The following is a 13,307-nucleotide window of genomic DNA, read 5'->3' as shown; positions in this document are numbered from 1 at the left end:
TCGTCGCCTAACTTCGTGGACCGTCAGGTCGTCGTGGGCTTTCCGGGGCGGGTTCCGGGTGGTCGCCGCGGCGTACCGCGTCGAGATACTCGGCTATCGCGTCCCTGTTGCGGGTCAGGCAGGTGATGCGTTCGGTCATCAGGTCGCGTTCGCGTTCGAGCGTGGCGATCATTTTCGGGGCCTTCCTACGGCGACTCCACAGGTGCCGGAGAGCGCCGGCGTCGCTCCACGAGGAGAAAGCGGACGACGATGAAGCCGATACTCGCGGCAGCCGCCGTCCATACGATCGTCTTCCCGATGGTCTGGACCACCTCGTTCCTGCCGGGCAGGAGCACGACCATCTGTACGGCCGCGCCGACCGGCACGGTCAATCTCGCGAGCAAACCGATCGCTCCCGGTCGCTTGACGCATGCACCAACGGCACCCAGGGGCGCTCCGAGGACGACACTGGCGACCCACCACAGGGGCGGTTCGGACTCGTACCAGGGGAACTGCCCGCCGCCACGGATGGTGTCCACGATGCTGTAGGCGGCTGTGGCCGCAAGCAGGGCCAGTGCACCAGCGGCGGCGCCCCCCAGCGCCGGCACTGCGGGACGGCTCTCCCTGGCGCGTGTGACCAGCCACCCCACTGCGACCGCCAAACCCGCCCAAGCCCAGCCGGAGTCGAGCAGCACGCTCACGATTTCCGCGACTGACCACCCGCTGGTGGTATAAGAACGGCTTTCAAGGTCGGCGTAGCTGTGGGAGAGGGCGTTCACGAGGGAGGTCGCCGCACCGAATCCCGCTCCGACCGTCAGGGCGCTCACCAGGATCTCCACGGGACGGGTCACACGCGAGCGGTCCTGACCGCCATGCCGCTGATTGTTAGTCACGATACCTTCCTACCGTCAAGATCGTGATTTGTGCGGCGAATGTTCCATGCGATCCAAAGACTGGCCGTATGTGGCCGTTGGTGACCTGTCCGTACGGCACCCGACTAACCCCGGGCGGAACGGCGGCCAGGGTCGGCTACGGGCGGGCGGCGACTGTTTTACATTGAGTTACGCAATTCTCCGCTGCGATGGTTATGGCCGGTGCTGGACGTCATCGATCTTGCGGGCATTTTCGGACGGCAGCTTTACTGGGTTGGAGTGTGGCCGTATCGCGAGCATTATGGCTGGCAGTCTGAACAGTGCGACGAATTCCACAGAGGCGGTGGCTTCTCGGTGTTCGAGACAGGCCCGTCGTATTCACGTCGGCGCACTTGCGCTCTCGGTGATCGCTCTGATGGCATTTATCGATACTGTAATATATTCAGGCGAGGTCGCGATGACGTCCACCCGTGCCCTACTCGACTGGTTGGGGACGTCCCTGCTATCGGGTAGGTTGTTCGGCTGGACGATCCCTTGGATATTGCCTGTGGCGTCGGCGATTGGGGGCGACCGAGTTGGTGGGAGTGGGTCGAACAGCCTGCTGCCAGTTTTTCGCCATGGGCTCTCACGGCGGTCAGTCTTGCTTTGGGTTCCTTGGCTGTGACATTGACTCGATAAAGGTATGGGGCTTCCGAAGGGGGCCGGTCGGTACAACACACGAGGCCCACGTCAGTTGATGCTGTGGGGGCAAGACCGGGCAAGACCAGCCACGGGCATGTCTCGGCGGCACCATGCATCTCGTCAGTCACCGGAGGCCTCGCCCGTCTGGGAAGGATCTGTCCGTACATGCGATTATTACGCCAGCACTGGCTGTTTGCGACAATTCTGGCTCTGGCCATCATGCTTCGTGCTCTGATCCTGCTTGGGTACTCTGTCATCTGGTTCGAAGACTCTTTCGAATATGTTGGGGTGGCTCAGCGTATGCAACCGTACGCGGTCCGCCCCAGCGGATACTCTCTTTTCTTGTGGCTGCTGGAGCCATTACATAGTTTCACCTTCGTGACTCTCCTTCAGCATTTAATGGGTCTCGCGATGGGTGTGATGGTTTATGCGCTGGTCCTTCGCCGGGCGAGCGGTCTGCGCAGGGAGTTGGCTGCTTTGGCGGCCGCCCCCGTTCTGCTCGATGTTTATCAGATGTTCTTTGAACACACTATTCTGAGCGATGTTTTATTCTCGTTCCTGGTGACGACGGCGGTAACGGTCCTCTTGTGGAGGGCGAACCCCTCGCTGGTCAGCGTCGCGGTTGCCGGCGGACTTTTGGCCGCAGCGGCTATTACTCGATCCATCGGATTGGCCTTGCTGCCGATACTTGCTTACTACCTGTTTCGCTCTGGTTGGCGTCCGTTGTGTGTGGCATTGATAACTGTTCTTCTCCCTCTTGGAGGTTATGGTTTTTGGTACGCATCATGGCACGGAACCTTTGGTTTAAATGGCGGAGGCGGAGTGTGGTTGTGGGCTCGGACCATGCCGTTCGCGGATTGCGACAGGATTCGTCCGTCCGGGGATGAGTCGCTACTCTGTCCTACGCAGGCCTTGGGCCATCGCCCGGCGTCTCCCTATTTCATCTGGTCGGACTGGTCGCCTCTTAGGCGTGTGCCCGGATACACCATCTCTGCGCGGGCCGACCTGTTCCATCCCGGACTGAACAAGTTATCCGGCGATTTCGCCGTCCATGCCATTTTGAGCCAGCCCGTCGACTACCTGGGAACGGTACTAAAAGACTTAAATCAAACGCTAAATTGGAAGCGGGGGCCCAATCCGGTCGGGTCGGTGATCGGGTTCAATCGTTATGCTTTTCCAAACGTTGTCGATCCGCTTCCCGATGAAGTGAGAATCCCCGGCGCCACGATTCATCAGGATCTGACCGCTTATGAGCAAGGTGGTGTCAGTACGACCTTCCATGAGCCGGCGGCGTCGATCATGCGCGGCTATCAGGGCTATTTTTTCGTGCCTGGGACGTTTCTTGGTGTTCTTGCCATCGGTGCGTGTTGCCTTTATGTGCGGGTGCGCATGTCCGGTGCGGGACGGCAGGCGGCGAGGAAGGCCGTATTACCGCTGGGCGTTGCACTCGCCCTGATCATTGGCCCGATTGCTGTGACGTCCTACGACAGTAGATACTGGTTGCCCGCCATTCCCATGCTTTGTGTCGCCCTTGCTCTGGCCCTTGACGCCGGAACCACTTCTCTGGGGTGGCGGCAGCTTTTGTTGCCTGGTGGGTCCGGTCGTAATACGCGCCACAAGGTGGCGACCCGAGCTGAGGCTTCCGTCGTCCGTCGCCACGATCGGGTGGGTACGTCGCGATCTAATGGCGGGATCGGTGGTATCGGAGCAGGGCTAGCCCGCTGAGGCGGATGACCAAGGGAGCCATGAGCACCATGGCGAACAGGCGGAGGCTCTGCACGCTGGAGATGAGCGGGACGTCGGCGTGGGTGGCGACGGCCGTGGCGAGGACGGCGTTGATGCCTCCGGGGGTGGTGGCGAGGTAGGCGTCGGCGAAGGGGATGCGCTCGATCGTGGCGAGCAGCCACGCCAGGACCCCGCAGGCGACGCTGATCACGACCGTGCAGCCGGCGGCGAGCGGCAGCAGGCGGCCCACGCGGGCCAGGGATGACCGGGTGAAGCGCAGGCCGATGTCCAGGCCCACGATCGTGAACAGGACGGTGCGCAGGGAGCCGGTCGGCGCGAAGCCTCCCAGGGCGCCGCTGGCGGTGAGGGCGGCGGTCAGCAGCATCGGGCCGAGGAGCGCGGGGCTCGGCAGGCGTACGGCGCGGCCGGCCAGGACGCCGACGACCGCGACGGCGGCCAGCAGCGCCAGCCCGGCGCCTTGGTGGGCGTTGGCGACGACCGGGCCGAGCTCGCCGTCGGTGTCCGGCAGGGCGCCCATGACCGCGTGCGGGTTGAGCAGCCAGTTCACCAGGATGGGAGCGGTCGCGGCGACCATCACGACGCGCAGGTACTGCAGGAAGGCGACCACGCGGCTGTCGGCGTCGAGATCGCGGGCGGTGGAGACGACGGCCGCCGAACCTCCGGCGACCATGCCAAGAGTGGCGCTGGCCCGGTCGATATGGCCCATGCGCGTGAGGACGGCGGCGGCGCCCAGGCTGAGCAGGATGGTGGCCCCGGTGACCAGGACGAGGGGGAACACGGACCCGGCCGCCTGGTGCAGGCTCGCCGGGTTGAGATAGCTGCCCATGAGGACGCCGAGCCCCGCCTGGCAGGCGGAGTTGAGCCCGGCGGGAACGCGGTGCACGATCAGGCCCGCCACCGCGAGGACCAATCCGATCAGCAGCGGGGCCAGAAGGTGAGCGGCGGGGAGCACCGGTTCGGCGAGTTCACCGGCGGCAACGGCGGCCAAGATCAATGCCGGCCATCCCGCCCTTCGCCACTGGCCGCCGGAGCCGAACAGCGACGACATGTGCCCCGAACCCAGCCCCCCGGGGGTTCTGTCCACACCGCCACGCTACCGACACCGGCCGACCACCCCTCGACACCGCACCGAGCCTGTCCCGCCCCTTTGCCGAACCATGCCGCGCCGACGGCGAGGGCCGCGCCCGGAGAGGTGGTGCGCCGCCACCTGACGGTCGGCTCACGCCCTGACGAGGACCAGGAAGAAGGAGAACCTGCAATCTCCGGGCCCGTGGAACCCGGCGCACCCGCGGCGTCACGCGACGGCCCGTCATCTAACAGGAGAGGACATTACAGGCGAAAAGCAGCAACCGAAACCCGCTGGCGAATCTAAGTTAACGAAACGTTCACTCCGCACTCGTCTGGGCTGGAGAAGATCACCTCCCCCCGATTTGAGAGGTAAGCGTGAACACGCGAAGATCGACCGGCCGTGTGGCCTTGGTCCTGTCCATCGTGCTGGCTGTGTTCGTCGGCCTGATATCCCCGGTGGCAGCGGCAGACGACCGAGGGCTCAGCGAAAACCTCGTCCTCACCCTCAACGCCTCGGACATCGGCGTGAATCCTGCCGACCTGCGGAACATCGTTCCCGCGATGCAGGCGGATATCAGGGACCACGGCGGACTGGGCAACGCGGTCAAGCAGACGCTCGCGGACAGCCATGTGAGCACCAACGTCAATACCTCGGAGTGGCCGAATTTCCAGGGCACGGTGGACGTGACCTCGGGCGGCGCCGGCCTGGCCATCACCGTCCCGAGGGGGCAGATCACCACCGCCGGCTTCTGGTCGGGGGTCGCCGCCTCGCTGATCGGCTACGCCGCGGGGTACGGGCTCAGGGTGCTGTGCATCGCGGGCTTGACGTCCACCGGGGTGGGCGCCGCGACCATTCCGCTGGTCTGCACCCCCCTCCAAGGTGCCGTTACCGGCATCGTGACGGCGATCGTGAACCACGGGTTCGCCGGAGACCTGGGCTCCAAGGAGTCGATCAGGGACATCATCATCGGCGGGCTGGTCGGACTGACCATCGGCGCCCTGTGGGAGAAGTATTTCTCCCCGTGGGCGAAGACCCATGTCGCCAGGGCCTTCAAGGACGTCGGTACCTGGATCAGGTCCAGGGTGCCCTGGGTCGACTCCTGGCTCGGAACCAGTGCCGCCGAGGGGGCGGATCATCTCGGCCAGCAGCTTGAGGAACTGGAGGGACTCCTCGACGAAGCGATGAGGGACTGGGGCGGGCTGCGTACCCAGGTGCGGGTGATGCCCCTCGGAGACTCGATCACCTACGGCATGGGTGATCCGGACGGGAACGGCTATCGCGACCACCTGGCCGCCTCACTCCAGCGGCGCTTGGTCTATGTGGACTTCGTTGGCTCGCAGACGAGCGGCACCATGGCCGACCGGGAGAACAACGGGTACCCGGGATGGACCATCGATCAGATCGCCGGGCCTGCGGGCAGGGACGTTCCGGTGATGCGTCCGGACGTGGTCACGCTCATGGCGGGTACCAACGACATGATCCACAACGTCGACCCGGGTAACGCGATCAACCGGCTGCAGCGCTTGATCGATGGCGTGCTGGCGGCGAACCCGGCCGGGTTCGTGGTCGTCGCGACGCTGACCCCGTGCACCGATCCGGCGGTTCAGGCTCGTATGAACTCCTACAACGCACAGGTCCGGCAGCAAGTCGGAGCGCGGGTGTCGAAGGGCGACCGTATCGTCCTGGTGGAGATGTCCGGGGTGTCGACGCAAGGGTGGCCGGACTTCGTGCACCCCAACGATGCGTCGTATCAGCAGATGGCAGCGATCTTCTCCAACGGCGTCGCGGACGGTATCAAGCGAGGGCTGCTGCCCGGCGTCACGGTGGCCGGCGCCGATGAGACCCAAACCTGGGGCAACGGCCCTGTCGCAGGCCCGATCTCGGGCGACGGCACGCAGCCGGGCTCGGGCGGCGGGCTCGCCACGATCAACACGGCGGACTACACGCTCAACGATGTCGCCAGGTGGCTCGGCACCGGAGGGGTCCACGCTCTAGGTGCGGCTCCCGCCGCGTCGGTCCGCTTCTTTGACTTCGACGGGGACGGCGATGACGACTACGGGATCCTCGGCCCCGCCGGTGAGCTGTACGTCTGGCGCAACGACGGCGGCGACACCTACGGAGGAAAGGGCTTTGCCAACCTGGGCAAGGTCGCGCTGGGCGGCCTCACGGATCCGGCGAACGTCCGCTTCCTTGACTTCAACGGGGACGGGAAGGACGACTACGGGATCCTCGGCCCCAACGGTGAGCTGACCGTCTGGCGCAACGACGGCGGCGACGTCCCCGGCGGGCACGGGTGGACCAACCTTGGACAGGTCGCAAAGGGCGGCCTGTCCACACGCGGCAACATTCGGTTCATGGACGCCGACGGCGACGGCGACGACGACTACGTCATCCTCGGCCCGAATGGAGAGATGGACCTGTGGCGCAACGACGGCGGCGACGTCCCCGGCGGGCACGGGTGGACGAATATGGGCCGTGACGCGAAGGGTGCCGGCCCTCGGGACGCCATCAGGTTCATGGATCTCGACGGCGACGGTGACGATGACTACATCGTCCTCGGGACCCAGGGCGCTCTGATCGCATGGCGCAACAACGGCGGCGACCGTGCCGGGGGCCATGGCTGGGAGAACCTCGGCCTCATCGCGGTCGGGACGGGCGACGGTTCCAAGGTCCAGTTCATGCACGCCGACAGGGACGGTGACGACGACTACGTGACCCTTGAGCCGGCAAACGGTGAGATGCGGCTCTGGATCAACCGCGTCCTCGACGGCGGGGCGGCCGGGGCAGAGACCGGAGGAACGGGTCAGATCGCGGGCGGCGGCGGAGCGAGCGGCACCGGACTGGCGCTCATCGACACGACCAAGTACACGTTGAACGACATAAGCCGATGGCAGGGCACCGGCATCCACGCTCAAGGTGCGGCTTCCGCCGCGTCGGTCCGGCTGATGGACTTCGACGGAGACGGGGCCGACGACTATGCGGTCCTCGGGTCCGCCGGCCAGCTGGACGTCTGGCTCAACAATGGTGGAGACAGCAACGGAGGCTCCGGCTGGAAGAGCCTCGGACGGGTCGCGCCCGGCACCGGTGACGGTTCCAAGGTCCGGTTCCTGGACTTCAACGGGGACGGGAAGGACGACTACGCGGTCCTCGGCCCAAAGGGCGAGCTGGATGTCTGGCTCAACGACGGCGGCGACATCCCCGGCGGGCACGGCTGGAAGGGCCTCGGACGGGTCGCGGCCGGCACGGGCGACGGTTCCAAGGTCGTCTTCCTGGACTTCGACAAGGACGGGAAGGCCGACTACGGGGTCCTCGGCTCGAATGGAGAGCTGGATGTCTGGCTCAACGACGGTGGCGACATCTCCGGCGGGCACGGCTGGAAGGGCCTCGGACGGGTCGCGGCCGGCACCGGCGCTCCCAGCTCATCGGTGCGTTTCATGGACATCGACGGTGACGGGGACGACGACTACATCGTCCTCGGCACGCAGGGAGCGATGCTGGCCTGGCGCAACAACGGCGGCGACCGTGCCGGGGGCGGTGGCTGGGAGAGCCTGGGCCTCGTCGCGGCCGGCACGGGCGACGGCAACAAGGTCCGGTTCATGGACGCCGACAAGGACGGTGACGAGGACTACGTGACCCTCGAGCCGACAAACGGTCAGATGCGGCTCTGGGTCAACCGCATCGCCCACTAAACCGCAGACGCGGCGGCCCGACCGACGCCAGCCGCCGCGAGCTACAGCGGTCGATCACAGGGAGCGGCCCGAGCAGTACTTGTCCGGCCGTTATGATCACCGCCTGTGCGCGCCGGAGGTGTCCGGTCAGGCGTCCGACGAAGAAGCAGCTCCGGCGGATTCCGTCGGGGTTCTGGTTAGGCGAGAAGGGCCCGTACCGGGGGTGCGGGCCCTTTGTCTTCGGCTGGATCAGGCGGTCATGTCATCGAACGCGCCGGCTTTGACGCCCTGACGGAAGACGTCCCACTCGGCGGCCGTGAGGCGTAGCACCGGGCCATGCGGGCGCTTGCTGTCACGGATGGCCATGCGGGCGCCGGGCAGCGCAGCAAGCTCCACGCAATTGCCCACCGTGGTCGGCGGCGCCCGACCGTGGTAGCCGGGGCAGGTCCTGGAGCTGCGCTCAGAAGTCGTCGATGATCTTTGCATCGGCTGGAAGGCCGAAGGCTTTGCGGGCCTCAGCACGGACTGTCTCTATGGACACTTCCATCCCTCCTTCAGTGATCTTGCGCACCCCCTCTTCTGTGAACATTTTTCGCAGCGTGGGTAGATAGCGCGCGCCATCCTCAGGCTCCTCAAGTGAGACGAGCCGAGGAATGCCGCCGTGTATTTCCATGCGAGCTACCTGAGGGACTGAAAAACCCGTACCCTCTACCATGGCATTGCCTTTTCGAGCCAACTCGTAACATTGAGAGTCCACGCCCGCGATGTACGTGGATCCGTCAGTTCTGAGTTCGATCATCTGCACCGAACAGAAAGTTCGCGGCATGAGCTCCGGGTGCCCATTCGCCAAATATTTTTGTCGCAACTGCGAAGGATCCTCTTCTAAGTATCTTTCTATGGCGCCGAGCAGGGCCCGCCGGACGCTCTCGTTTCCCGGCTCGGACGGCCATGACCCGTTCTCGCTCGACGGCTTCACGGTGGGCCTGGAATGATCTCGTGTAGCTTGAGAGGAGCAGCTGATCCCGAATACAAGAGCGAATAGAGCAAGGGAGACGCGAGGTGCTCCGTGCACACAATCACGTACCGGCATTATGCTCCTCTGCTGGGTCAGGGTCTTTAAATGAGGGATCTGCACGGCCGACCGTGGTAGCCGGGGCAGGTTCTGGAGTTGCGCTCAGAAGTCGTCGATGATCTTTGCGTCGGCTGGAAGGCCAAAGGTTTTGCGGGCCTCAGCATAGATTGTCTCTAGGGGCACTGACACCCCTCCTTCAGTGATCTTACGCACCCCCTCTTCTGTGAACATTTTTCTCAGCGCGGGTAGATAGCGGTCGCCAGGCCCGGGCTCGTCAAGTGAGACGAGCCGAGGAGTGCCATTATGTATTTCCATGCGAGCTAACTGAGGGACTGAAAAACCCGTACCCGCTACCACGGTATTGCCTTTTCGAGCCAGCTCGTGACATTGAGAGTACACGCCCGCGATGTACGTGGATCGGTCGGTTCTGAGTTCGACCATCCGCACTGAACAGAAAGTTCGCGGCATTAACTCCGGGTGCTCATTCACCAAATAATTTGATTCCAGCTGCGAAGGATCCTCTTCTAAGTATTTTTCTATGGCGCCGAGCAGGGCTCGTCGTACACTTTCGTTTACCGGCTCTGACGGCCGCGACCCGCTCTCGCTCGACGGCTTCACAGTGGGACTGGAATGATCTCGTACAGCTTGAGAGGAGCAGCTGACCCCGAATACAAGAGCGACTAAAGCAAGGGAGACGCGAGATGCTCCGCGCACAAAATCACGAACCGACATTATGCTCCTCTACTGAGTCAGGGTCTCCAGATCCTACACTGCCCACCCTGCCCGACGGGGAATTTCAGAATGTTGTTGCGCAACCCCCGCCAAGGGCCGCATAAACTCTATGGCTTGACGAATTCCCACCAATGAGCTCCCCTGCATTAGATGGCTCTTCGTAATTCGCCGGACTCGCGTTGCCGGTTGATCACGTTAGGTGATCTCGTGTGGTGACGGTAGGTCACCGGGGGGAGCGAACGGGGTCGGGGATCACAGCCATACGGTGCATGCGTTGGACGACGAGACGCACCGCGGCAAGCATGTGAGGGGCGCAGGCTCGTATCGCGTCATCGACATCGAGCTGTCCGCGTACTATTCGCGGGATGATGCGCTCCTTCGGTTGATCTGGCGACGGCGGCGCGTGCCGCGTCCTCGACGTTTTCGTGGCCGTCGTTGTTCACCGAGTGCGGTCAGGGGTCCACGGTTCCGAGAAGGGCCCGTACCGGGGGTGCGGGCCCTTTGTCTGCGGCTGGATCAGGCGGTCATGTCATCGAACGCGCCTGCTTTGACGCCCCGGCGGAAGGCGTCCCACTCGGCGGCCGTGAGGCATAGCACCGGGCCATGCGGCCGCTTGCTGTCACGGATGGCCATGCCAGCCCCGGGCACCGCAGCGAGTTCCACGCAGTCCCCGCCGTTGCCGCCGCTGTAAGACGACTTGACCCACTTCGCTTTGCTCAGGTCATCCATCTCTGCACCCATTCCTTGATCAGGTCCGGTGGGTTCGGTCACGGTTTTATTTCGGCCCGCACCAGGGGGTACGGACCCCTCGTTTACTCCCGCTAGGCGTCAGACGCCGAACTCGCCACGCTTGAGGCCGACACGAAACGCATCCCACTCGGCACCGGTGAAACGCAGCACTAGGCCGTGCGGACGCTTGCTGTCACGGATCGCCATACCCTGGCCCGGCAGCATAGCCAGTTCGACGCAATTGCCGCCGTTGTCGCCGCTGAATGAGGACTTGATCCACTTCGCTTCGCTCAGGTCGTCCATCTCTGCACCCATTCTTTGATCAGGTCCGGTGAGTTCCGTCGCGGTTTTGGGTCGGCGAGAAGGGCCCGCATCGGGAGTGCGGGCCCTTTGTGGGCGACTGGATCAGGCGGTCATGTCATCGAACGCGCCTGCTTTGACGCCCCGGCGGAAGGCGTCCCACTCGGCGGCCGTGAGGCGTAGCACCGGGCCATGCGCTCGCTTGCTGTCACGGATCGCCATCCCGCTGCCAGGTAATACGGCCAGCTCAACGCAGTCGCCGCCGTGGTCGGCACTGTATGAGGACTTGACCCACGTCACACTGTTCAGCTCATCCACTTCTGCATCCATTCCTTGATCAGATCATGCGAGGCGTCGCGCGGGAGCGCGTGAGTTCTTATCACGTCGTAGCGGATCTGTAGTTGCTTGACATTCTCGGGAACGGCGGTCACCACGCCGTTGTATGTGGTTTCGAGATAGCCCAGATCGTGCCCGTGAGCGTGAGCCAGGACGAACGCTCCTCCCAATCCTGCCGTGCAACCGACAGGAAGGGGGACTATCTGGACTGTGATATGTGGCTGCTCGGCCACGGACAAGAGGTGCTCGAGCTGTCCCCGCATGACGGCCGGGCCTCCGACGGGCCGCATGAGAACGACCTCGTCGAGTACGGCCCACATCATAGGGGGGCGCTCGCGGTCGAAGATGGCCTGTCGCTCGATCCGGGACGTTACCGCGTTGTCGATCATGGCACGGTGCGTCCCAGGCACACCGAGGAATAGCGCTTTCGCGTAGTCGAAGCTTTGGAGAAGCCCTGGGACGAGAGAGTGTTGCCACGTGTGCAGCGTCGTGGCGGTCTGCTCGACCTCCAGCCATGGAAGGAACCACTGCTGCGCGCCGTCGGACCTGCACATTTCCCATACGCGGAGCAGCGCGCCGTCCAGCTCTAGGATCTCATCGCATTTGCGGGCGAAGTCCGCGCTGGGCAGGCGCTTGCCTATCTCAACCATGCTGACCATGGCCCCGGTGTAGCCGATCCTCCTTCCTAGTTCCTCCTGGCTGATGTGCACATGATTCCGGCGTTTGCGCACTTCATAGCCGAAACGTGCGGCTGGGGACGATTCGGGGTTCAGTTCGCTATTACGAGGCATAGGCGCTTCCTCCACCTCAGCCCAACCAAGGGCAAACAGCAAGCATCGAGCGCTTGTTGTGATCGGTCTCTTACGGAGAGTAATGGATGAAGGCAGTCTGGGGAAGGCAAAAAATGGAAATCACCGAAAGACGGTTCAGGCCATGCTTCCGCAACCCCGTAATTCCGAAATGCCCTATTACTGGACGCATCCGCGTCTACTACCGAAGCCGGACACTGCCCTGGAGGCGGCGGATCGGCTGCGGCGGGCGCTGGGGGCGTTCGCGATCTCCACCGATGTCAACGTCGGCAGCGGCATCGCGCTGGTGTCGGTGTGGGCGGATCTGATCGTCTGGACGCACGGCGAGCTCGGGTACTGGTGGTGGTCGGGACGGTACGCGGCGCCCGGGCGCAAGCTGTACGCCTGGGGGCCGGTGCGGGATCCCGTATCCGTGGCCCGCCGGGTGGCCTTCCGGTTCGCCGAGGCCTGCCGGAACCACCCGCACTCGGCGGCGATCGTCGAGATGCTCGCCGCCATACGGGACGGCTGGGAGATCCCCCGGTTCACCGGGCAGGCCGTTCTCCGCAAGGACGAAGCCCGAGGCCCCGGCGACCGCCCGAGCATCGCGGGGCCCGCATGATGTACCTCTGCTTTCCCGGCTTCGGCCGGCATGTCCACGCATCGCCTTCTGTCCGAGCGGTGGACATATCAGCCCGCTCCGCCGTCCGGCACACTGCGCGCCGAGCCCGCGAGACGGTGCGCCGGTCGGCCGAGTTCGAGCAGGCGTGGCAGCGGGCCGCCCGCGCGATGCGCGCGCGAGGACTCGGCCGCGAGGACCTCGCCACCGCCGCCGAGGCGCTCGGACTCCCCTCACCCACCGACGAAGAATGGGCCCAGATCGATGAGCACCGCTGACACCGTCTCGGAAAAGCGCGCCGACGAGGACGCCGAACTGCTCGCCATCCTGCACCGTCACCTGGCTGGCGACGGAATCCGGTCCCTGATCTTCAAACGGGTACGCCTTTCGATCGGCACGGAGGCCGTCCCGCCGCAGCGCGCCTACAACCCCACAGAGCTGATCGTTTACGGCCCGGACGGACGTGGGCGCGCGAAGGTCGTCGTCCGCACGAGGGTCTGGGGCACGGCCTTCCTGGTCACCCCCGGCGACGACCGGCCCGTGTTCCAGTTCCCCATCGGCCAGGTCTCCGAGGTGATCCACTGGCTCACGCTACTGATCCGCGACGAGTGCCGCCCGCCCGCCGTCGCGTCACCTGGAAGCCGTGAGAACAGCCGTGAAGAACACCTGCCGCCCGACATCGGCCGCCCGCGTGGTGATGCTCTTTGACCCGGGGC

The 13,307-nt window shown here is 64.6% G+C and carries 15 protein-coding genes; 5 read left to right on the top strand and 10 right to left on the bottom strand.

Going from position 1 to position 13,307, the window contains the following annotated elements; translation table 11 throughout:
• Nucleotides 1-7 precede the first annotated feature (7 nt).
• Together AB0H21_RS22815 and AB0H21_RS22810 are read right to left on the bottom strand one after the other, a co-directional pair.
• A complete protein-coding gene (locus AB0H21_RS22815; protein ID WP_358519697.1) occupies nt 8-172 on the bottom strand; it encodes a hypothetical protein in 165 nt (54 codons plus the stop codon).
• Between the two features lie 13 nt (nt 173-185).
• The gene (locus AB0H21_RS22810; RefSeq protein WP_358519696.1) at nt 186-818 is read right to left on the bottom strand and encodes a hypothetical protein; all 633 of its coding nucleotides are present in this window, start codon (nt 816-818) and stop codon (nt 186-188) included.
• Between the two features lie 879 nt (nt 819-1,697).
• Between AB0H21_RS22810 and AB0H21_RS22805 the strand changes: the two genes are divergently transcribed.
• Complete coding sequence (locus AB0H21_RS22805) at nt 1,698-3,257, top strand: hypothetical protein (RefSeq protein WP_358519694.1); 1,560 nt, start codon at nt 1,698-1,700, stop codon at nt 3,255-3,257.
• Here the strand turns inward: AB0H21_RS22805 and AB0H21_RS22800 are convergent.
• Entirely contained in the window at nt 3,214-4,362 is a 1,149-nt protein-coding gene (locus tag AB0H21_RS22800) for an AbrB family transcriptional regulator (protein WP_358519692.1), read from the bottom strand. The genes AB0H21_RS22805 and AB0H21_RS22800 overlap by 44 nt on opposite strands.
• 359 nt (nt 4,363-4,721) lie before the next feature.
• Between AB0H21_RS22800 and AB0H21_RS22795 the strand changes: the two genes are divergently transcribed.
• Nucleotides 4,722-8,036: an FG-GAP-like repeat-containing protein gene (locus AB0H21_RS22795; protein WP_358519690.1), complete on the top strand. Its 3,315-nt coding sequence runs from the start codon at nt 4,722-4,724 to the stop codon at nt 8,034-8,036.
• A 228-nt stretch (nt 8,037-8,264) separates the two neighbouring features.
• On the opposite strand, the gene AB0H21_RS22790 is transcribed toward AB0H21_RS22795, so the two are convergent.
• The 7 genes from AB0H21_RS22790 to AB0H21_RS22760 all read right to left on the bottom strand — a co-directional run bounded on the left by AB0H21_RS22790 (nt 8,265) and on the right by AB0H21_RS22760 (nt 11,975).
• On the bottom strand, nt 8,265-8,411 hold the full coding sequence (locus AB0H21_RS22790; protein ID WP_358519688.1) for a DUF397 domain-containing protein: 147 nt from the start codon (nt 8,409-8,411) through the stop codon (nt 8,265-8,267).
• Nucleotides 8,412-8,475: 64 nt separating this feature from the next.
• The gene (locus tag AB0H21_RS22785) at nt 8,476-8,820 is read right to left on the bottom strand and encodes a hypothetical protein (protein ID WP_358519686.1); all 345 of its coding nucleotides are present in this window, start codon (nt 8,818-8,820) and stop codon (nt 8,476-8,478) included.
• A gap of 369 nt (nt 8,821-9,189) precedes the next feature.
• Nucleotides 9,190-9,402, bottom strand: a complete 213-nt coding sequence (locus AB0H21_RS22780) for a hypothetical protein (protein WP_358519684.1) — start codon at nt 9,400-9,402, stop codon at nt 9,190-9,192.
• A gap of 933 nt (nt 9,403-10,335) precedes the next feature.
• Entirely contained in the window at nt 10,336-10,590 is a 255-nt protein-coding gene (locus AB0H21_RS22775; protein ID WP_358519682.1) for a DUF397 domain-containing protein, read from the bottom strand.
• 57 nt (nt 10,591-10,647) lie between these two features.
• On the bottom strand, nt 10,648-10,851 hold the full coding sequence (locus AB0H21_RS22770) for a DUF397 domain-containing protein (RefSeq protein ID WP_358519679.1): 204 nt from the start codon (nt 10,849-10,851) through the stop codon (nt 10,648-10,650).
• A gap of 102 nt (nt 10,852-10,953) precedes the next feature.
• Nucleotides 10,954-11,178 (bottom strand): DUF397 domain-containing protein, encoded by a 225-nt coding sequence (locus AB0H21_RS22765; RefSeq protein ID WP_358519677.1) that lies wholly within the window; start codon nt 11,176-11,178, stop codon nt 10,954-10,956.
• The gene (locus AB0H21_RS22760) at nt 11,154-11,975 is read right to left on the bottom strand and encodes a helix-turn-helix transcriptional regulator (protein ID WP_358519676.1); all 822 of its coding nucleotides are present in this window, start codon (nt 11,973-11,975) and stop codon (nt 11,154-11,156) included. Before AB0H21_RS22760 ends, AB0H21_RS22765 begins: the two co-directional genes overlap by 25 nt.
• Nucleotides 11,976-12,144: 169 nt before the next feature.
• On the opposite strand from AB0H21_RS22760, the gene AB0H21_RS22755 reads away from it, so the two are divergent.
• Genes AB0H21_RS22755 through AB0H21_RS22745 form a run of 3 tightly spaced genes read left to right on the top strand, consistent with a single transcriptional unit; the run spans nt 12,145 to nt 13,299 of the window.
• Nucleotides 12,145-12,594: a hypothetical protein gene (locus AB0H21_RS22755; RefSeq protein ID WP_358519675.1), complete on the top strand. Its 450-nt coding sequence runs from the start codon at nt 12,145-12,147 to the stop codon at nt 12,592-12,594.
• 59 nt (nt 12,595-12,653) lie between these two features.
• A complete protein-coding gene (locus AB0H21_RS22750; RefSeq protein ID WP_358519674.1) occupies nt 12,654-12,869 on the top strand; it encodes a hypothetical protein in 216 nt (71 codons plus the stop codon).
• Entirely contained in the window at nt 12,856-13,299 is a 444-nt protein-coding gene (locus AB0H21_RS22745) for a hypothetical protein (RefSeq protein ID WP_358519672.1), read from the top strand. The genes AB0H21_RS22750 and AB0H21_RS22745 overlap by 14 nt, the downstream gene beginning before the upstream one ends.
• Nucleotides 13,300-13,307 lie beyond the last annotated feature (8 nt).

The sequence above is a fragment of the Sphaerisporangium sp. NPDC051011 genome (assembly GCF_040653595.1).
Lineage (GTDB): Bacteria > Actinomycetota > Actinomycetes > Streptosporangiales > Streptosporangiaceae > Sphaerisporangium.
The sequence above is the reverse complement of the archived record's forward strand: the minus strand, read 5'-3'. Positions and strand labels throughout refer to the sequence as shown.

Coding starts and splice junctions, on each gene's coding strand:
- AB0H21_RS22815 (WP_358519697.1), bottom strand. CDS start 172: ATGATCGCCACGCTCGAACGCGAACGCGACCTGATGACCGAACGCATC.
- AB0H21_RS22805 (WP_358519694.1), top strand. CDS start 1,698: ATGCGATTATTACGCCAGCACTGGCTGTTTGCGACAATTCTGGCTCTG.
- AB0H21_RS22780 (WP_358519684.1), bottom strand. CDS start 9,402: ATGGAAATACATAATGGCACTCCTCGGCTCGTCTCACTTGACGAGCCC.
- AB0H21_RS22770 (WP_358519679.1), bottom strand. CDS start 10,851: ATGGACGACCTGAGCGAAGCGAAGTGGATCAAGTCCTCATTCAGCGGC.
- AB0H21_RS22765 (WP_358519677.1), bottom strand. CDS start 11,178: ATGGATGCAGAAGTGGATGAGCTGAACAGTGTGACGTGGGTCAAGTCC.
- AB0H21_RS22760 (WP_358519676.1), bottom strand. CDS start 11,975: ATGCCTCGTAATAGCGAACTGAACCCCGAATCGTCCCCAGCCGCACGT.
- AB0H21_RS22755 (WP_358519675.1), top strand. CDS start 12,145: ATGCCCTATTACTGGACGCATCCGCGTCTACTACCGAAGCCGGACACT.
- AB0H21_RS22745 (WP_358519672.1), top strand. CDS start 12,856: ATGAGCACCGCTGACACCGTCTCGGAAAAGCGCGCCGACGAGGACGCC.